The 18,951-nt window shown below is 51.6% G+C and carries 18 protein-coding genes and 1 tRNA gene; 11 read left to right on the forward strand and 8 right to left on the reverse strand.

What is annotated here, in order from left to right; translation table 11 throughout:
- Both AYW79_RS12250 and AYW79_RS12255 read right to left on the reverse strand, forming a co-directional pair.
- Positions 1-2,557, reverse strand: a 2,557-nt coding sequence (locus AYW79_RS12250; RefSeq protein ID WP_231884546.1) for a PD-(D/E)XK nuclease family protein, incomplete at its 3' end; no start/stop codon positions are given.
- 1 nt (position 2,558) lies between these two features.
- Positions 2,559-3,362, reverse strand: coding sequence for an ABC transporter ATP-binding protein (locus tag AYW79_RS12255; protein ID WP_067566422.1), 804 nt, complete (start codon positions 3,360-3,362; stop codon positions 2,559-2,561).
- Between the two features lie 168 nt (positions 3,363-3,530).
- On the opposite strand from AYW79_RS12255, the gene AYW79_RS12260 reads away from it, so the two are divergent.
- Entirely contained in the window at positions 3,531-5,438 is a 1,908-nt protein-coding gene (locus tag AYW79_RS12260) for a hypothetical protein (RefSeq protein WP_067566425.1), read from the forward strand.
- 68 nt (positions 5,439-5,506) lie between these two features.
- Here the strand turns inward: AYW79_RS12260 and acnA are convergent, their stop codons facing one another.
- Positions 5,507-8,227 carry an aconitate hydratase AcnA gene (gene acnA, locus AYW79_RS12265; RefSeq protein WP_231877865.1) on the reverse strand — a complete coding sequence of 907 codons (2,721 nt, stop codon included), beginning with the start codon at positions 8,225-8,227 and terminating at the stop codon, positions 5,507-5,509.
- A 158-nt stretch (positions 8,228-8,385) separates the two neighbouring features.
- Between acnA and AYW79_RS12270 the strand changes: the two genes are divergently transcribed.
- The gene (locus tag AYW79_RS12270; RefSeq protein WP_067566431.1) at positions 8,386-8,571 is read left to right on the forward strand and encodes a hypothetical protein; all 186 of its coding nucleotides are present in this window, start codon (positions 8,386-8,388) and stop codon (positions 8,569-8,571) included.
- 71 nt (positions 8,572-8,642) lie between these two features.
- On the opposite strand, the gene AYW79_RS12275 is transcribed toward AYW79_RS12270, so the two are convergent.
- The gene (locus AYW79_RS12275) at positions 8,643-8,984 is read right to left on the reverse strand and encodes an SCP2 sterol-binding domain-containing protein (protein ID WP_067953231.1); all 342 of its coding nucleotides are present in this window, start codon (positions 8,982-8,984) and stop codon (positions 8,643-8,645) included.
- Positions 8,985-9,107: 123 nt separating this feature from the next.
- Here AYW79_RS12275 and AYW79_RS12280 point away from each other — a divergent pair, with 123 nt between their 5' ends.
- A complete protein-coding gene (locus tag AYW79_RS12280) occupies positions 9,108-9,314 on the forward strand; it encodes a hypothetical protein (RefSeq protein WP_067566434.1) in 207 nt (68 codons plus the stop codon).
- Positions 9,315-9,318: 4 nt separating this feature from the next.
- On the opposite strand, the gene AYW79_RS12285 is transcribed toward AYW79_RS12280, so the two are convergent.
- The 3 genes from AYW79_RS12285 to AYW79_RS12295 are packed head-to-tail and all read right to left on the reverse strand — an operon-like array spanning position 9,319 to position 12,262.
- Positions 9,319-9,990 carry a precorrin-2 dehydrogenase/sirohydrochlorin ferrochelatase family protein gene (locus tag AYW79_RS12285; RefSeq protein ID WP_079291137.1) on the reverse strand — a complete coding sequence of 224 codons (672 nt, stop codon included), beginning with the start codon at positions 9,988-9,990 and terminating at the stop codon, positions 9,319-9,321.
- 15 nt (positions 9,991-10,005) lie between these two features.
- Positions 10,006-11,271 (reverse strand): D-alanyl-D-alanine carboxypeptidase family protein, encoded by a 1,266-nt coding sequence (locus AYW79_RS12290; RefSeq protein ID WP_231877868.1) that lies wholly within the window; start codon positions 11,269-11,271, stop codon positions 10,006-10,008.
- A gap of 55 nt (positions 11,272-11,326) precedes the next feature.
- Positions 11,327-12,262, reverse strand: a complete 936-nt coding sequence (locus AYW79_RS12295; protein WP_067566440.1) for an alpha/beta fold hydrolase — start codon at positions 12,260-12,262, stop codon at positions 11,327-11,329.
- A gap of 183 nt (positions 12,263-12,445) precedes the next feature.
- Here AYW79_RS12295 and AYW79_RS12300 point away from each other — a divergent pair.
- The 7 genes from AYW79_RS12300 (at position 12,446) to AYW79_RS12330 (ending at position 16,922) form a co-directional block, all read left to right on the forward strand.
- A tRNA-Arg gene (locus AYW79_RS12300) sits at positions 12,446-12,522 on the forward strand.
- Positions 12,523-12,730: 208 nt separating this feature from the next.
- A complete protein-coding gene (locus AYW79_RS12305) occupies positions 12,731-13,789 on the forward strand; it encodes a glucose-1-phosphate thymidylyltransferase (protein ID WP_067566443.1) in 1,059 nt (352 codons plus the stop codon).
- A gap of 33 nt (positions 13,790-13,822) precedes the next feature.
- Positions 13,823-14,569 (forward strand): glycosyltransferase family 2 protein, encoded by a 747-nt coding sequence (locus AYW79_RS12310; protein WP_067566445.1) that lies wholly within the window; start codon positions 13,823-13,825, stop codon positions 14,567-14,569.
- A 17-nt stretch (positions 14,570-14,586) separates the two neighbouring features.
- Positions 14,587-15,312, forward strand: coding sequence for a glycosyltransferase (locus AYW79_RS12315; RefSeq protein WP_231877866.1), 726 nt, complete (start codon positions 14,587-14,589; stop codon positions 15,310-15,312).
- A complete protein-coding gene (locus AYW79_RS12320; protein ID WP_067566448.1) occupies positions 15,312-16,157 on the forward strand; it encodes a glycosyltransferase in 846 nt (281 codons plus the stop codon). The genes AYW79_RS12315 and AYW79_RS12320 overlap by 1 nt, the downstream gene beginning before the upstream one ends.
- A gap of 110 nt (positions 16,158-16,267) precedes the next feature.
- The gene (locus AYW79_RS12325; RefSeq protein WP_067566457.1) at positions 16,268-16,711 is read left to right on the forward strand and encodes a hypothetical protein; all 444 of its coding nucleotides are present in this window, start codon (positions 16,268-16,270) and stop codon (positions 16,709-16,711) included.
- A gap of 13 nt (positions 16,712-16,724) precedes the next feature.
- A complete protein-coding gene (locus AYW79_RS12330) occupies positions 16,725-16,922 on the forward strand; it encodes a hypothetical protein (protein ID WP_067566460.1) in 198 nt (65 codons plus the stop codon).
- 54 nt (positions 16,923-16,976) lie between these two features.
- On the opposite strand, the gene AYW79_RS12335 is transcribed toward AYW79_RS12330, so the two are convergent.
- Positions 16,977-18,161 (reverse strand): glycosyltransferase family 2 protein, encoded by a 1,185-nt coding sequence (locus tag AYW79_RS12335; RefSeq protein WP_067566462.1) that lies wholly within the window; start codon positions 18,159-18,161, stop codon positions 16,977-16,979.
- 193 nt (positions 18,162-18,354) lie between these two features.
- On the opposite strand from AYW79_RS12335, the gene AYW79_RS12340 reads away from it, so the two are divergent.
- The coding region (locus tag AYW79_RS12340) for a M42 family metallopeptidase (RefSeq protein ID WP_418251495.1) at positions 18,355-18,951 on the forward strand (597 nt) is incomplete at its 3' end.

Here is an 18,951-nt window from a genome sequence, read left to right on the forward strand (position 1 = left end):
GTTGGCGGCGATTAAGACGCGTCGCCGCGCTCGCTGTTTCAGCGAACGGAAACTGTCGCTCCATTTGTGCAGCAATGATCTCTTCCATCTTCGCGTGCGCCTGTTCAAACGCCGGAAATGGATCTTGCGCTTGTTGCCATGTCGTATACAGATGAAGAACTTCGTGCAAAAACTGCCCTTTCAAAAGCGCGTCGACATCCACCGTCTTGCGCGGTTGCAACTTCAAGCCGTCACTGCCAAAATGCGCAAACGCGCAAGCAGCGTGACGTTCGAGCCGCGACACGCTCACGTAGAGCGACGTGCCATAAAGCCTGTTCGCAAGATCGCGCGCGAGCTGCTCGCTCTTTGCGGTGCGCGGATGGGTGAGATCGAGCATGAGACCGGCATAGCCCATCTGCTGAAGCTCCGCCTCGAATGTTTCCCCAAACGTGCGCTGGCTTGAATTTTGCATCCACAAAAGCGCCTGGCGCGCCATCGCCGCGGGAGAGCGAAAGCGGGTAGTTTCTGCAAGCCATTCAGCATTTTCAAGCACCCCGAGATCCCGTTCGATCAAATCAGCGCACAAAGCCTGTTTGAGCTCGCGAAGATACTCGCCTGGCGACCGCTTGCGTCCACGCTCATCACTCTGCGCGTACGAAAAAGCGACGCTGTCTGTTGCGCGCGTGTCGAGCGCATAAAAGCGATCTCGCTCAAACGATTGTCGCTTGAGCGCGGATGGGCCGATAAAGATACCAAAGGTGCGCAACCACTCGCGCTCGAGATCGCTCAACACGTCATCTTCGCGATGGATCGGCGGAAAGTTTGCATCGTCGCAGCCAAGCACACACACGTGTTTCGCCTCATTGCCGCGCAGACGACTCGGGTCTGTGATGATAAGCGTATCTGCTTGCGGCGGCACGTTGCCTGCGTGCACCGTCGCGAGCGCCGCCCGAATGAGGGTTTCCCACTCGGACAGAGGTTTCACGCTGTCGCCAAACGCGTACGTAAGGTCTTCAAAAAGTTGCGCAATTTCTGTCGCCGCTTGTTCGTGGAACTGCGCGTCAAGCCGCTTCCCCGCCGCGCGATCATGCTCCACGCGCTTTGCGAGGAGATCGAATACGCGCATTTCAACCAAAAACTGATCCATTCGTTCAACCAAGGTTTGTGCATCTACGCCTCCGCGCGAGACGCTCGACACGAAAGAATCAAGACTGCGCTTAAAGTCGTAAAGCGATCGCGGCGCGCGCGCCGAAACGCGCTCTTTCGCAAGCCACTCGCGAACGGTGACGCCCGTTTCAATCCAGTCATTCTCAAACGCGTCAACTGCGGCGCGCGTAAATGGCAACAAATCTGTTTTTAAAAGCCCTACCAATGCGCGGCTGGCCAAAGAATCCTCTTGAAGGGACAAAAGTGAGAGGATCGCGCGCGCGAGTGGGTGATGCAGCAAGGGGCGGCGCCGATCTAGGAAAAAGGGAATCTTCGCCTCTTCTAAGTGTGTCGACAAAAGCGACGCATAGTCGCGCGGATTGGTCGTAATCAACATCAAGTCTGACCACGCCAGATCTTCTGATTCACGCAAAAAGAGCAGGCGTGATATCACATCTTCCACCTCGGCGCGTCGATGGGGCGCGTGAGTCACCATGAGGGATGTGCTTGCGCGATCGCTTTTCGCAGATGGGAGCAACCGCTCATACTCTCCGAAGGCGACAGCTTCGAGATTTTTTAAAACAGGTGATTTTAAAAAGCGCGGTGGGTTTATCACGGGCAGATCCAAATCTGTGACGCGCGCGCCTCTCTCGGAGAAACGGGACAGCAAGCGAAACAACTGTCCGCCCGTTTCTGCAGCTTGTGCCAGTGAAGCGTGCGTGCGCGACTCGATGCGCGGCGTCAAATAGGATGCGGGTCCGGAATACGTCATGGTCAGTTGGGTTGAGTTTTCAAACAATTGTTCGAGAATTGCAAACTCCTGTGGCGTATAACCGAGGAATCCGTCTAAAAAAACTGCTCCGACAAGCAACCGCCGACGCTTGATCCCTTCTGCCAACAGTGGCAGAAGGTCGTGACGGTCGGTCATCTTGTCAGCGATCAAATGACGATACGCGTCAAGAATTTGCAGTGCATCCGTCAACTTGCCACGCAGTTCAGCCTGCTCTGCATGGCCAATGCGTCTCACGCAGTCTTCATCGACGAGGCTTGTCTGGCACTCTTCGATCAATTTGCCGATGCGCGCGAGAAACTGCGGCGTCGGGTTAGATCGGCGCAGGCGCGTCAGCGACGGATACGCAACCTCATAGGCGGCTGCGATCAGGGCGTGGCGCCCCGGTCCGCGCACAAGCGGTACATTTGCCTTGCCGAGCAGCTGTTTTGCCCGATAGGCAAGCCTTGTGAACGTCTCAACGGAAACGCGTGTCACCGCACCGCCCTCACTCATCTGCAGAAGGCGCTTTTCCGCAGTAAACGCATACTGATCGGGGACGATCAGAATAAGCGGCTCCCCCAGCGGATCGCTTTTGCAAAGAGCAGCAATGCGAGACAACAGTTCACGCGTCTTGCCAACGCCTGCGCGACCCGCCACCACCTCAATCAAACGCATTCGCCGCCTTTTTTCTTCTGGCGTTTGGCACGCCGTCTTCCCATGTGAGGTGAATCGGGAGTGAAAACGTTTCCGAGAGGTTCTCCTCGGTCAGAGCTATATATTTTCCACCTGCCGCGACCATACGTCCCTCTTTTAAGAGCAAAACGTTCGTGAGCGATGGAAAAAGTTCGTTCGGATAGTGGGTCACATAGAGAACCTGCGGCGCGCCTGCGGCGGTCGCGATACCTTCGATCATTTCAAGGAGTGATTCGCGCGATGGAAAGTCAAGCCCCGTGCACGGTTCATCAAGCACCAGAAGCTCCGGTCTCGCGTGAAGCGCGCGCGCAATCATCACCTTTTGTCGCTCACCTTGCGAGAGCGTGCGATAAAGGTGTCCGGCAAGATGTGTCATCGCGAGCCCTTCGAGCAGCGTGCTGGCGCGCTCACAATCTTCTGCAGAGAGCGGTAAATAGCTACCCGCCGCAGCCGTCCTTCCCGTTGCCACGATTGTTTCTGCCGTGTCACTGGCAAGAAACCGCTCGGTCATCGCCATAGAGACGAAACCGATTTGTTTTCGCAGTTCGCGAACATCATAGCTTCCGAGCGTATGCCCAAGCACCCGCACCGTTCCTCTCGTCGGCCAAAGATAGCCGAGAATCATCTGGAGCAGCGTCGTTTTTCCTGATCCATTCGCGCCGAGAATCGCCCAGTGTTCGTGTTTCTCAAACGTTAAGGAAGGGAGGTTCAAGATGACGCGGCCATCTCGTTTTACAAGAATATCATGCAGTTCAATCGATGGATTCGCCACCGCAGAAACCTCCTAGGGCAGTCTTCGTATACCCTAATTGTAACGCGTTCCCGGCGCCTCTGCACGCAAACTTCGTAGATTGGATGCGCTTGATAGCAGGAAGGGATCGAGAATGGTACACTTGCAATGGATAATGCGCTGGAAAAATTTACGGGGAGTTGCTCCTTCATGTATGTCTACCTCTTTGCGCCAACCCTCCTTTTACTCGCGGTGATTCTCGGCTGGGGTCCAAAGCAAATCCCGCTGCGCGCGTTAGGATGGTTTCTCGGCGTTGATCTCCTCCTTTCCATCATCGATTATTTTGCGGGAATCTTCCCCCCCATCAATGTGCCAACACTGCTCTATTTTCTTTTAGTGGCACTGCTCGTGCGCGGCGTGCGCATCCTGATTGAACGGTCCGCCGGCAAACTGATGAAAAATCGCACACTATTGATTGTCGGCGGCGGCATCCTGGCCTTGGTCATTTTGACCGTGTTCAGCTTCGGTGGTCTGCTAACGATAGGCATTTTGATCTTCTCACTCATGCAGAATCGAAAACCGCGCGGACCGCGCCCCATCTCTCAAGCGGGCGGCTTTGGTGCAACCTATGACCAGGCGCGCAAATCACTACAGAAGCTTGGACCACTCTCGCTCCTTGTGACGGGAACTGCCGTGGCGCTTCTCTTGTCAGGCGTCATTGCGTCTGCCTCAACCACGCTCGCCGCAGGACTGACGTATGGTGAGCAAGTGAGTCTTGTCAAAGCCAAAACAACTGCGACGCTGCCGCCGATTCAGGTAGGCGATGTCCCAATTGTTGAAAAGGATAGCGCGAGTCTTGTCATGGCAAACGCAATCGGAACGCTCGGCCCGCAGTATCACGTTTCGCTGCGCGGTCTCTCGCTCGTGCGGTATCAGGGGCAGCTCTATTGGACCTCGCCACTGGACTATAACAACGGTCTCATTTGGTTGACGCGCCACAGCACGCCGGGCTTCGTCCTCATGCAGGCAAACAATCCATCTGCCAAACCGCTTCTGTCACTCAATGAACAGATTAACATTACACCCGCTGCCGGATTCTCGTGGAATTTGGGGCGCCTGCTCTATCAACATTTCCCAACGCTTATCATTGGAACGTCTGATTGGGAGATTGACCCATCTGGTAAGGGCTACTGGGTCACTTCCCTCTATGCGCCCGCTCCTGGCCTTGGCAGTCTCGTGACGCGCGTTCTCGTTGGATCCGCTTTGGTTGACCCGACGAGCGGACATATCACGTATTACGCTTTGGGTACACAGCCTGCATGGGTGAGTCAGGTTGTCGGGCCAAACTTTGCCCAGAGTGAAGCCGCGCGTTTTGGTTGGGATCGCGCAGGACTGATCGCGTCAACGTTTACGCACCAACTCGCGACAAAACCTGTACACGCCACACCGTATAACGTGCTTCTTGGAAACGGTGGACTCGGCTGGGAGATTCCCATGACGTCCCCAAATCCAGGTGACAATTCGCTATCTGGAATCATTCTGGTTAACGCAGAGACGAATGCAGTAACCTTCACTCCGTTTACAGGCCTTCAAAATGATCTCGCCATCTCACAGCGCATCGACGGCTCAACCCTCAACAGCACCCTCAGTTCTGGGCGTGCGCTGCTCTATAATGTCGCAGGCTCACTCGCCTACGTCGCACCCGTGGTCAATCAATCCGGGATTGTTCAACAGGTTGCCATCGTCGATCCCAAAAATGTCGCGCAACCGGTGATCGCATCCAATCTGATCGATGCACTTTCCGCGTGGCAAGCCTATCTCGCAGGGAATGGCCAAACCAATCCGCAATTGGCTTCAACGACGGTCAAAACGTCTGGCGTGGTAACGCGTGTTGCAACGCTCCTTCAGTCGAGCGGCGCAAACGCATCGACTGTCAAAGAGTACTGGTTGTTTCTCGTAAACGGTCAGGCTTATCGCGCGTCACAATCACTCGATCCGACGGTTGTTCCGTTTGTGCAACCAGGCGATCACGTCATTCTTGAGACAACGCGTGGCGCGACGAGCCCAGCCACACTCCTCTCGATTCGCGATCTCACATTGAGCGGTGCGCATCACTGAGGATTGGGCATCCATAAATCAACGCAAAAAAGCGACCCTGACAAAGGGTCGCTTTTAAACATTCCATCCTAGGCTTTTTTCAGCAAGTTGCGAAGAACCATTTGCAGAATTCCGCCATTGCGGTAGTAATCGATCTCAATGGGGCTATCCAAGCGAACGGTCGCATCCACCACCTGAACACCGCCGTCTGGCGCGGTTACCCGCAACGTCACACGTTGTTGTGGCTTCACGTGATCATCGAGTCCTTGAATCTCGATGTACTCTTTTCCTGTAAGTCCAAGCGATTTCCACGACATTCCCTCGTCAAATTGAATAGGGAGGACGCCCATACCAACGAGGTTGCTGCGATGAATCCGTTCAAAGCTTTCCGCGATGACCGCCTTTACGCCAAGGAGATAGGTTCCTTTGGCCGCCCAGTCGCGCGAGCTTCCCGTGCCGTACTCTTTTCCCGCGAAAATAACGGTCGTTTGCTTTTCACCCTGATAATTCATCGCCGCGTCATAGATGGAGAGCGTTTCCCCCGTAGGAAGGTACTCCGTAAATCCGCCTTCTGTCCCTGGGATCATTTCATTGCGAATCCGCACATTCGCAAACGTTCCGCGCATCATAACTTCATGGTTGCCGCGACGCGAGCCATACGAGTTAAAGTTTTTGATCTCCACCCCTTTTTCTTGCAGGAACTGACCCGCTGGGCTTTTCGGGTTGATCGCTCCAGCCGGTGAGATGTGATCCGTTGTGACACTGTCGCCGAGCAGCGCGAGAATCCGTGCTCTTTCAATCGGCTTTATCTCAAGTTTTGCGTTTTCCAGATCCTCAAAGAAAGGCGGTTCCTGAATATAGGTGGAGTCTTTTTCAAAACTGTAGCGTTCGCCCGTCGGACTCGGCAATGCATTAAAGCGCGGATTGTTTTGCAACACATTTTCGTATTTCGCTTTAAAGATCGCTGGCGTGACAAGGCTTGCAATCGCGTCTTCCACTTCGCGCGAAGACGGCCAAACGTCCTTGAGGTATACAGGGTTCCCGTTCTGATCGAAACCGAGTGGGTCTTTTGTCAAATCGATGTCAAGCCGCCCCGTGAGGGCATACGCCACGACAAGTGGAGGCGACGCGAGATAGTTTGCCTTGACGAGCGGATGGATGCGCCCTTCAAAGTTGCGATTTCCTGAGAGCACCGCACCAACCGTCAACTCATGGTCGCGGATCGCCGCTTCAATCTCCGGGTTGAGCGGGCCACTGTTGCCGATGCACGTCGTACATCCATAGCCGACGACCTGAAAACCGAGCGTCTCAAGGTATGGCATATAACCGCCATCCTCTAAATACTGCGTAACGACGCGCGAGCCGGGGCCAAGGCTTGTCTTCACATGCGGTTGTCGACGCAGGCCTTTTTTCACCGCGTTTTTAGCGAGGATTCCAGCCGCGATCATGACCGACGGGTTCGATGTGTTCGTGCAACTCGTAATCGCCGCAATCACCAGCGAGCCTGCCCGAAGGGTTGCCGTTTGCCCGTCTGCCATCTGCACCGCCACAGACTCACTCGCCTTTTCCGGCGTGACACCAAAGCCGCCTTCCTTGACCGGCTTGTGCAGAATCTCTTCAAACTGTTGTTTGATCGCTGTCAGTTCTACGCGATCCTGTGGACGCTTTGGTCCCGCGAGCGAAGGGACGACCGTTGCGAGATCGAGTTCGACCACATCTGAAAAGATAGGATCTTCCATGTCATCTGTTCGGAAAAGACCTTGCGCTCGGGTATACGCTTCAACCGTTTCGATCAATTCTTCACTGCGACCGGTCGCGCGCAAGTACGAAAGCGTCTCCGCGTCAACAGGGAAAAAGCCCATCGTCGCACCATATTCTGGCGCCATGTTGGCGATCGTTGCGCGATCGGCGAGTGTCATCGAACTGAGACCAGGGCCAAAATATTCGACAAACTTTCCAACGACGCCCTTTTTGCGAAGGAGATTCGTTACCGTGAGCGCGAGATCGGTCGCCGTCGAACCCTCAGGAAGCTTCCCTGTCAACTTAAAGCCAACCACGTGCGGCGTCACAAAATAGAGCGGTTGACCGAGCATCCCGGCTTCCGCCTCAATTCCACCTACTCCCCACCCTAAAACGCCGAGCCCGTTGATCATCGTTGTGTGCGAGTCAGTCCCAACCAAGGAATCCGGATATGCAATCCATTCTCCATTCTCTTCACGAACTTGTACGACCGATGCGAGGTATTCGAGATTGACCTGATGAACAATACCGGTGGAAGGGGGAACCGCGCGGAAATTTTGAAATGCTTTTGTTGCCCAGTGGAGAAATTTATAGCGCTCTTCATTTCTTTGAAACTCAAGCTCTTCATTCGTTTCCAGCGCCTGCGCGTCTCCGAACCGATCCACCTGAACGGAGTGGTCAATAACGAGGTCGACCGGAACGAGTGGGTTGATCTTTTTGGGGTCTCCTCCGAGCCGATGCATCGCCTGACGCAATGCCGCGAGATCGACCACGACTGGAACACCAGTAAAATCCTGTAGTAGGATGCGTGCCGGCATAAAAGGCACTTCTTTTGTTTCATCAGGGTTTTTCGCATTCCAATTGGCCAATTGTCGAATGTGATCCTCTGTGATGATGTAGCCGTCGTACTTGCGAAGAACGCTCTCTAATAAAACTTTCATAGAAAAGGGCAAACGTTTTATATCTGCAACACCTTGCTCGACGAGCGCTTCCAAACGATAGTAGGTCAGTGAGCGGTCACCGACTTGAAGTTCTTGCTTTGCGTGAAACGGGTCATTATGAGTTGTCACCATTGAACCCTCACTTTATTGTTAATCAGAACGCGCAAAAGGTGCACGATCCAATCCTCTACATAAATTGGCATCGCGATCAACATGCTAACGTGTAGAGGTGACGCTGCGTATACGATCCTCTAGATTATACCACATGAATCGGGAGGGGATTGTCCGTGTTAAGCGAGCATGCAACTTCCAAGACAACGCTTCATGACGTGTATACACAAGATGTTCACGAGGACATCGAAGAGGGGATCCATCGCATGATGGATGAGGGTGGAGGCGTCGTTGATCAGAACTTTCCGGCCGGCGCGCCGATTCTACGCAATGACCTCGTAGCATCAAGTGAGGATGCATAGTCGCTTAGATCGTCCCTTAGCGAGGGCATTCATGTGGATGCCCTCGCTCTATTTTGCAAAAACGTACCACTCTAGATGTTATCTGGTTTTTTGAAAAAGGATTGAAATTTTTGTGCCAAAAATGGGTCGCCTTCAATTTTTAATTTCCCTGTCATAAACAAGGTCATCGGATTCGCCTTTCCCATGGCAACCTTGACAAAATCGTCAGAACTCATCCGCACAATTGCTTGAACACGGCCGTCATCTCTGCCTTCACATACGTCGAGCGCACCGTCTTGAACGCTTAGTGTCCACGAAGAAGCGTCGTGTCCAGACAACTCATATACAATTTTCGCGTTTACCCCTTTTGCGGCACTCGGGTCAAACTGTGTTTTCATTCCCGCAAAAATCGTGCGTGCGTCGATGGTTTCCATAAAAGCGCCCCTCTATGACAACGTTTTAGCTTCTCGCTGCAGCCAAGTCCTCCAGGCGCTTCTCGCACCCCACGTGAAACCATTACCGAGATCTTTCGTATACCTAATCATGGAGGTGGCGAAATGTCACTCGTCGTACGCGGTATTGTTTTTGTCTTTCTCATCTGGATCGGCATCGTTCTCGTTGGCGCCGTGTTATCCATTCTCTTCAAAATCGCATTCATTCTTTTTCTCGCAGCGCTTGCCTATACATTATGGCATTCCACGCTCGAACATGCGCGGATGCGGCGTGAGGAGCGCCGCAAGAAATGGAATATCATGCGCAGGTAATTCGCTACGGTCGCGGTCGCGGTAATACCAATGAATAGGTTTCTTCGACGGCACAAATTTCTCGCTCAAATGCAGACCGATCCGTCGCGACGGTGCGAATCCACTCTGGACTAGAAAAACGTTTCAAAATCGGCCCTGGGGCAATGCCCTGACGTAACAAAACGGCCCGCACATCGCGTTGCCACTCCGCGAGCGCTTCGATGATCTCTGGCAATTCCTGTTTCAACCAGTCGCGAATCCCCGCCGAAAGCGCTGGACTAGCGCCTGAGGTCGACACCTCAATGCGGATCATTCCTGCACGCATTGAGGCGGGAAAAACGATGTCTCCACGCAGCGGATCGTCTGCGCGCGCGCACAAAATGCCGAGCGCTTTTGCTTGCGTCGCGATTTGCTCATTCACTGTGTGATCCGATGTGGCAATGACCACAAGATCAATTTCGCTGAACAAATCTCCCTTTACAAAGCGGCGCATCTTCCATACGATGTGACCCGTCTGCCATAAACGGTAAAGATCTGATGTCAGATTGGGACTGACGAGTTCAGGGACAGCCCCTGAATCCACCAGTTTCTTGACGCGTCTCTCCGCCACACGCCCGCCTCCGATGACGAGAACGCGTTTTTTCGCCACATGATAAAAGAATCCCAACCATGAATCCATTGGATTGTCGGTCTCCATCTGACGATCCCCCGATTAACCGATGAGATGTTGCACCTTGTGAACGACTGCATCGACAATCTTGCGCGAACCTTGGTGTGCAGAACGCATCAAATTTCTCCACGCTTCTGTAAGGAAGGATGCTTTTGGATCATTTTGTGCCGCATAAACTGGCACCTTTGACACGACCGTGCGATTGACGATCACAAGTGCATCACCCACCTGCTGCCCTTTGGCAATGGGCGCTTTTTGCGTCAACGTCGAGAGTTGCATCGATACCTTATCATGATGCATGGCAAGCGCTGTAATCGGTTGATGGGTAACGACAGGAAGCGTTTGATTGGCGCCACCTGACACAGTGACCATCTGTGCGAGAGGCGTATTTTCCGCATTCAGCGAGAGGCGATGAAAGTTCTGAAAGCCAAAGTCGAGCAGCGCAGCCGTATCTTGGAAAACGTTTGGAAAAGATGAGTCGCCGAGCACAATGCTGATCAAATGATGCCCGTTGCGGACTGCCGTGCCGACAAAGCAATACCCTGCCTGAGACGTCGAACCGGTCTTTAACCCGTTGAGCCCTTGATATTGACCAAGCAATTGGTCGTAAGTGTGGCCATAATTTCCTGGAGAAATATCCATCCCTGGCATCGATGCATACGTTAATACGACAGGATATTTTGTTATCAAATAGCGGGTGAGAATACCGATATCGTGCGCAGTCGTAACCTGCTTTGAATTCTGTAAACCCGACGCGTTTGTATAATGCGTGTGTGTCATGTGAAGCTTTGCCGCTTCGCGGTTCATCATTTGAGCAAACGCAGACTCACTTCCTCCGATCGCGTCAGCCACCGCCACCGCCGCGTCATCCGCTGAAACAACGTACATCAGCTCCAGCATCCTTTGTAGTGAAACACGCTGGGATGGATCGAGATACGCGACAGAAAGTCCCGGCGTCTGCGCCACTTTGTAGGCCGCTTGACTGACAGGAATAATTGAGTGAAGCGTGAGTTGACCTTTTTTCACTTGCTCAAGCGCGATGAGCGATGTCATCAATTTTACGATACTCGCTGGATAGCGCATCGTTGCTGCCTGTTTCGCATAGAGAATCTGACCTGTCGTCGCGTCAATCAGTTCTGCGGAGGGCGCCGCGAGAGGCACTTGTGAAACGCGATAGTTGTCTGTGTTGGTGATGAGCGTTGACGATCCTTGAGTGGAGTTTTGGGGTTTACCCGTTTCTGCAAGCGCAACGATACTTCCTGCTGCCACGATGACGACACTGAGTGCAATCGCAATCGTTTGACGCACCTTACCCAATCCAATAACCTCCCACATTCCATAGCAAAACCATAACCTGTTTTCATCAAGACAAACTTAGCTGAAGCTTTTGATCCATCCACTCCGTGATATCTCTCGTGACCTGGTCACAATTGAGTTCATGGAGAAGTTCGTGACGCGCGTCTTTGTACAGCCGCACATCTACGCACTTGAGTCCGTAGCGTTTATAGTTCCGCGCTAATTGCGTGACACCTTTTCCCATCTCGCCCACCGGATCCCTGTCCCCAGAGATCATGAGGATCGGTAAGTCTTTCGGAATTCTCACAAGGTTTTCGGGGGTGTGTGTCGCAAAGAGCCATGAAAGCATGGCGAGAAATGACCCCGCGCAAAGTGTCTTTCCACATTGTGGATCGGCCACATAGCGATCGACTTCATCTCGATCACGCGACAACCAGTCATACCCCGTTCGATTGGGCCGGAATGCACGATTGTAACTTCCAAACGATAACCTTTCCAAGATGCCGCTCTGGTAGTGCGCACCATGCCGCTTTATCTCACGTTTGGCAATCATCTTGCCAAGCTGAAGGAGCGCGCGCGGAGGTCCCGTCGTTCCCGATAAAATGACCGCTTGAAAAAGGGACGGATCGCGGTATAGTGCACCTTTGGCCAACATCGACCCCATGGAGTGCGCAAATAAGAATAGCGGAAGTTCCGGATTTGAACGCTTTATTTCCAACGCAATAGACCGAAGGTCCTCATAGGCTGTTTCAAAGCCGTCGTTTCCCATATCGCCTAATTCATCAACACTGCGCGCCGTGCGGCCGTGACCGCGAAGATCATACGCAACACCCGCGTATAAAGAATCCGTCAACGCATTGGCAAATCGATGGTAACGTTCTGAAGATTCACCCATGCCATGCACGATCAGCACAGAAGCTTTTGGCCGCTCCTCATGCGGTTCGAACTGAAAGCCGCGCAGCATAACATCCCCACGCATCCATTCAAACTCGCGACGGATCATGAGGCATCACCCCTTCTCGCCCAATCGATTGACAAGGTATCCTCAATCTAACATGAAGATCTGCGAACAACAAGAATCCACAGCACATCCTTGGCGAGAAAATACCATGCAGCTTGAATGTTTTTCTATTTTAGCGTATCTTAAATATGATTGCATATCGCAATCACATGTGCTTTCAATCATGTCTCAGTAGCTCAGTTGGATAGAGCAACAGCCTTCTAAGCTGTGGGTCGGGGGTTCGAGTCCCTCCTGAGACGCCAAAAATCCTCGTGTCGGCGACACGGGGATTTTTCCTTTCTAGCACATCCCCTTGCAACGCTGCACAGAGAAAAGCACCCCCAAAAATGTGTGTAATGCCTCTACAAATCGTCCATACCTGCATCGTCAGCCTGTCATACCTTACTTCGAGACGGTTTATCTTTGACTAAAAAACATCTGGAGTCCCCCGTCTTCAAGGAGAGAAATGAATTGAAAGGATTGCTGCTTTCTGGTGGAACAGGCACACGACTACGCCCTCTGACCTATTCAGGCCCTAAACAACTTTTACCTGTTGCCAATAAACCGATTCTGTTCTATGCCATCGAAAATTTGCGGCAGGCCGGCATCACGGATCTGGGAGTCATCGTGGGCGAAAATGCGCGCCATGTGAAAGAGCGCTTAAAGGATGGACATGAATTAGGCGTCCAAATCTCCTACATCACACAAAAACAGCCCCTCGGTTTAGCTCACGCTGTAAAAACTGCGTCCTCTTTTTTACAAAATCAGTCCTTTGTCATGATCCTTGGCGATACCCTACTCGATCAAGGAATTTGCAGCTTTGTCGATCACTATCAAGCAGTCAACCCGGTTGCGGCCGTTCTTGTGAGTCGCGTCAAAGAACCTGAACACTACGGCGTGGTGCGCGTCGAGAACCAGCGTGTCGTGCAACTTATTGAAAAACCAAAATCATTCATCAGCGATTTGGCGCTCACTGGCATCTATGCATTTTCTCCCCGCATACACGAAGCGATTGAATCGATTACTCCTTCCGCCCGCGGTGAATTAGAAATTACCGATGCATTGCAATGGCTTGTCACACAAAATGAAGAGGTTATTTTTCAAATCCACCCCGGATGGTGGAAGGATACAGGGAGACCGGCCGACTTGCTTGAAGCCAATCGACTCTTGCTTCACGACCAAAAACCGTGTCTTGAAGGGTACGCAGATCCCTTCACACGCGTTACTGGGAATGTGCGGATCGAACGCGGCGCGCGAATCACTCATAGCACATTGATCGGTCCACTTGTCATTGGCCGCAACGCGCACATTGAAGATGCGGTCATAGGCCCTTATACAACCATCGGCCACGAAGCGAACATAAAGCGAGCAGAACTGGCAGATAGCATTTTACTTGATCGCTGTCAGATTGATGGCCCGATTCGCCTCTCGCGCTCTCTCATCGGCCGTGAAACGGTCATCCATAAAACCAAGTATGAGGCGGGGTGGATTCACTTGATTCTCGGGGATACATCTCGCTGCGATCTGTGACATTGAGCTTTCGTAGAGAGGAGCATGACGCACGTGAACTCCCTTGTGGATATTGTGATTGTAAATTACAACACAAAAAATCTACTTCTTACGTGTCTTGAAAGCATTCATAAACACACCAAAGAGTCTCACCACATCTACATCATTGACAACGGAAGCACAGATGGCTCTGTCGAACGCTTGGCGCGAATGGGTCGAGATCATTTGGATGTCATTTCCAACCCCCGAAATACCGGGTATGCGGTCGCATGCAATCAAGGCATTCGCGCAGGTCAAAGTCCTTTTATCCTCTTGCTTAACAGTGACGTGATTGTCACGCGCAACTGGTTGACCCCGTTGTTGGATTGTATGGTGACAGATTCTCGGATCGCTGTGGTCGGACCAAAAATGGTGAATCAAAAAGGATTGATCACGGGAGCCGGCATTGTAGGAACGTTTCAGAATCACGCCCCCAGAGGATTTATGGAAGCCGATGGTCCGGGAAAATATGAGACGGTGGAAGATTGTTTCAGTGTTTGTGGAGCAGCCTATCTCATTCGCCGATCTCTCCTGGATACGCTCGGTCTGTTTGATGAGAACTACTTTTTTTATTTCGAGGAAACGGATTACTCACTCAACGCTCGCTACAAAGGCTACCGCGTCGTCTATTGTCCGAATTCAAAAATTATTCATCTGACGGGACAAAGCAATAAAAACCACGAACAGCTTCGCACTTACTTTGAAACGAGCGAACACTATTTCCGAACCAAGTGGTCTCATCTCACTTCATCAGAAATTTAGAGAAAGGCGTGACATTCATGACAATGATCCGCAAAGAAATCAATAACAAACTGACCGCCATGATGCAAGTTCGCAATGAAGGGAATCGTTATTTACGGATGGTGTTGGATGACGTATCACAGTATGTAGACGCGATTGTCATTCTTGATGATGGATCAACAGATGACACCGTCGCGATCTGTAAATCGTATCCAAAGGTGGTTTCTATCGGGCATTCTCATATCTCGCTCTACGGAATCAATGAGTCTGTTTTAAAAAAACGGCTATTTCAACGAACGATTGCCACATCCCCTGACTGGATTCTGGCGATCGATGCGGATGAGGTGTTGGAAAACAGAGCCAAGGAACACATACAAAGTATGATCAATCAGACACACACGGACTGGTACGGATTCCGTTTTTATCACTTCTGGAAGTCCATGACACACTATCGTACGGATAAATTGTGGGCACCCTTCCACTATGGCCCGCGATTGTTTCGCTATATGGCGGGCGCCACGTACCGTTGGAATGATCAAGCACTCCACGGCGGGAGTCTGCCCTGCAATCTAGTGACCGATTTTCCTGGCGCGCCCTCCGATTTGCGCATCAAACACTACGGTTACGCAGGTTCTCAGGAAGAACTGCAGCGAAAATACAATTTCTATGTTCAGCGCGACCCCCACTCTGAATTCTGTCCGCGCAGCCACTATGATTCCATCCTGGATGAAAACCCTATCCTTGAACCGTGGGAGGAATCATGATGTCAGCATTTCTGCACGTGATTGTAGTGAGTTTTAACACTTGCTCAAAAACACTTCAATGTTTGCGTTTCATTTTGCGCTATACAGACCTCCCTTTCCACCTATGGGTTGTGGATAACGCCTCAACCGACGGCTCAATCGACATGCTAAATGAACTATCGGCGCAAAATAGAGAGCGCCTCACGCTGACACGTTTATCTGAAAATGTAGGGTACACGCGCGCGATTGCTTCCATTTACCCAAACATTCCAGCGCACGGATACGTGTGCTTTATCAATTCGGATGTCTATGTGGGCCCTGGCTTTGCAAAAAGGCTTCACAAGCACCTTGAACGCCATCCTGACATCGCGGCGGTCGCGCCACTTGGCAGTGGCATTGGCGGATGGCAAGACATTCTGAAGTATCATTCCCCCCCTTCACCCGCAGATGAATTTGATGAAGCGAAACTCGTTCAGATCAATCACGCCTTGCAGAATATACGCCCCAAAGCGATCACCGCAAAATGCATTCAAGGTACGGTCTGGATGGCGAAGCGAGCGGCGCTTGAGGAAATCGGCGAATTGGACACAGCGTGTGTATGCGGAGCGGATGACGCCGACTGGAGCTTGCGGGCAAGATTAAAAAATTGGCGCCTTCTCATCGCTTTGGACACGTATGTATGGCATGACAATCACAGCTCTTTCTCTGTGCTCGACGATCACGGCAAAACGTGGATCACTCAGAGTTGGGACCATTTTAATCGAAAGTGGTCAGGTTGTTTTGACCATCTCTCCTGGAGTGATCTCATGGAGTCGATCGATCCAACCGTGTACCCTGCGTATCAATACGAAGAATTTATGGTCTGATTCTCCACTCCTGCACATTTTTGTATGAAATAGGTTGGCGTCGCCACACTCCTTCCTCTTAGCACGTATACATGCAGTGCATGCCAAAACGAATTGAGGAGATGAGGAGTTTGAGTACACTTAACCGCCCCCTTCGCGTGGGTGTCATTCGCGCACAGCGAATCGTTGCCCAAAACCTGCAAATTCGATCAGTGGGACCGTCACCATCGCCTTTTCCAGTGCGAACCATCTTGAGAGAACTGCGTGTCAAAGTGAGACATCTCGAACACGAGGTTCGCGAACTTGAACATGAGAATCGAGAAATCGAGCGCCAGCTCCACGAATTGAGAGAGCGGGTAAAACGTCTCGAAGCGCAAATCAGCAGCGGTCAGCCTCCAAACCCTGCTTTACAGGCGCTATTCGCGAGCAAGCAAGGTCAAGTGGTGACTGTCAGCACAGCGTCCGGCACGCTCACCGGCACCGTAACGCTCGTGGGCACAAACGCAGTGGAACTGACGGAGAGTAGTGGTGACATTTTAGTCATTCCATACAGCAAAATCACAGGTGTTCAATAAAGGAGGGGTCCTCGTGACATTCCAGAGCATGCTTTCCAGTTTCATCGGCAGAATCGTTGAGGTGTTTGTTCCCGGTTCACTGTTTGAAGGTACTTTGACCTCCGTGAGAACGAGCGCAATTCAGGTAACAGAACCACCCATCGTGTACAGTCAACCCGTGGTTGTCACCATTCCGACAGATAACATTGAGTATGTACGCGTACTGCTGTAAAGCGCTGACGAGCGATCCGGAGAAAGGGGCAGAGAAACCCTGTCTCCGGAGCTTTTAGGTTTCTCCGTCCTTAAATGATTGCCACCATGCGCGATAATCCTTAGCGTGCACCTGGCTTACACTCTTGCGGTGGATTACTCGATGATAGAGCGGTTTTTCAAGAATTTGAATGAACCCTTTTTGAACATATTGATCCGACATGTAAACGTCCTCAAACAAGCGCCCGGCAAATCGGTCTGTGATCATCCATCCACCGATCCTCTGCAGATCACTTGTGCGATAGAAGCGCGGAATTGGAACGCGCGCAAATTCGGGTGAAATGAGAACTGGATTTTGGCCATGAATGCCGCGATACTGGAGTTGTCCTTTTGTCACAGATTGCCAGACATGATAGTGCGCCGAAAGAAGTTTCATCGGTTGCAGATCTGATGATGCTTTATAGAGTGTTGCAAGAGCGTCGGGCACCAGCCAATCATCCGCGTCAAGTTCCAAAAAAAAGTGTCCTTTGACGTGATCCAAAGCGCAGTTAAGCGCATGGGATTTTCCTTTGTTCTCCATGAACTTGATCAAGCAAATTCGTTCGTCATTGTAGCTGCGAACCATCTGCTCCGTTTGATCTGTCGAGCCATCATCGATCACGAGCAACTCCCACGCGTGAAACGTTTGCAATAAAACAGAGCGAATCGCCCAACCAATTCGAGCAGCTTCATTAAACGCGCAAATCACCACGGAGACATGCGGCGGAAACTGCCTCTGTGTACACTCAGGGATACTTTGTGTATTCCAAAGGATATAGCGAAGTGTTTGGGCGGTCGGTTGAAAGACGTTGCGCGCGATAAAAGGTTTTAGAGAAATTTGTGCAACACGGAGAGTTGGCAGGTGATCTGCCGCCAGCTCTAAAGCGATTTGATAAGGTAAATACCGCAGATCAGGGGGCACAGCCCGAAGCGAAGCGAACCAGGCACGCAGCGCAGTCGTTCTCCAGATACAAGGGATTCCCATTTTTTGTATAAAATAGTCCATCCAAGCGACGCCCGTCGCTTTTTGTTGTCCGTAAATAAGAACCGCACACTCTGCCGATTCATTGGGAAGTGCTACAGATGCGATCGAAGGTTTGAAATGGAGCTCTGTAGACCAAAAGATCCATGGATCCTTGACTACCTTTAAAAGGTTGCTCAACCTTTCAACAAGTGAACATAGATCGCGCTGGTCATCAAGATCAAGAACCACGTCAACCACTTTCGATCGCACTCCATCCCTGTGATGGTGTCATGCTATGCACAAAATCCTTGGTTCGTGCAATTGGCAACCGATTGAGAGGCTACCATCTTGTATGTGAATATCGAAAATCATTCGATATAATCCGTAATGAATCGAAGAATTATGATAGAATCACATTGAAATTCATAGTTTGGTGGAAGGGGACTATGCTTTGAATAACGAACGCATTGACATGATTCGCGCGCTCAGTGAAGCGCATGGCGCGTCCGGCTTTGAAACGCCGGTTCGCAAACTGTATCAGACGTACCTCGAACCGGTTTCTGACGAAATCGTTCGCGACCATTTTGGAAGCGTTGTCGGAAAAAAAGTCGGCAAGGCAGACGGCCCCTCGATTCTGCTCGCAGGCCACCTCGATGAGATTGGGCTTCTGACCAAGGCAATCACCGATGAGGGATTTATTAAATTCCAGACAATTGGCGGCTGGTGGTCTCAGGTCATGCTCGCGCAGCGCGTAACAATTCAAACGCGCAAAGGTGAAATCACCGGAATCATTGGCTCGAAACCTCCTCATCTTCTGAGCGCGAAAGAGCGCGATGAGGTTGTCAAAATAAAGGACATGTTTATTGACATTGGCGTCTCAAGTAAAGCGGAAGCAGAAGAACTCGGCGTGCGCCCGGGTGATCCGATCACGCCGATCAGCGCGTTTGTTCAACTCGGCAATCCAAACGTGTACATGGGAAAAGCGCTTGACAACCGTCTCGGGTGCGCAACCGCCGTCGAAGTGTTGCGCGCGCTCAAGGGACAGGAC

Source organism: Ferroacidibacillus organovorans, assembly GCF_001642725.1.
In the GTDB taxonomy this organism is placed as follows: Bacteria; Bacillota; Bacilli; order Alicyclobacillales; family SLC66; genus Ferroacidibacillus; species Ferroacidibacillus organovorans.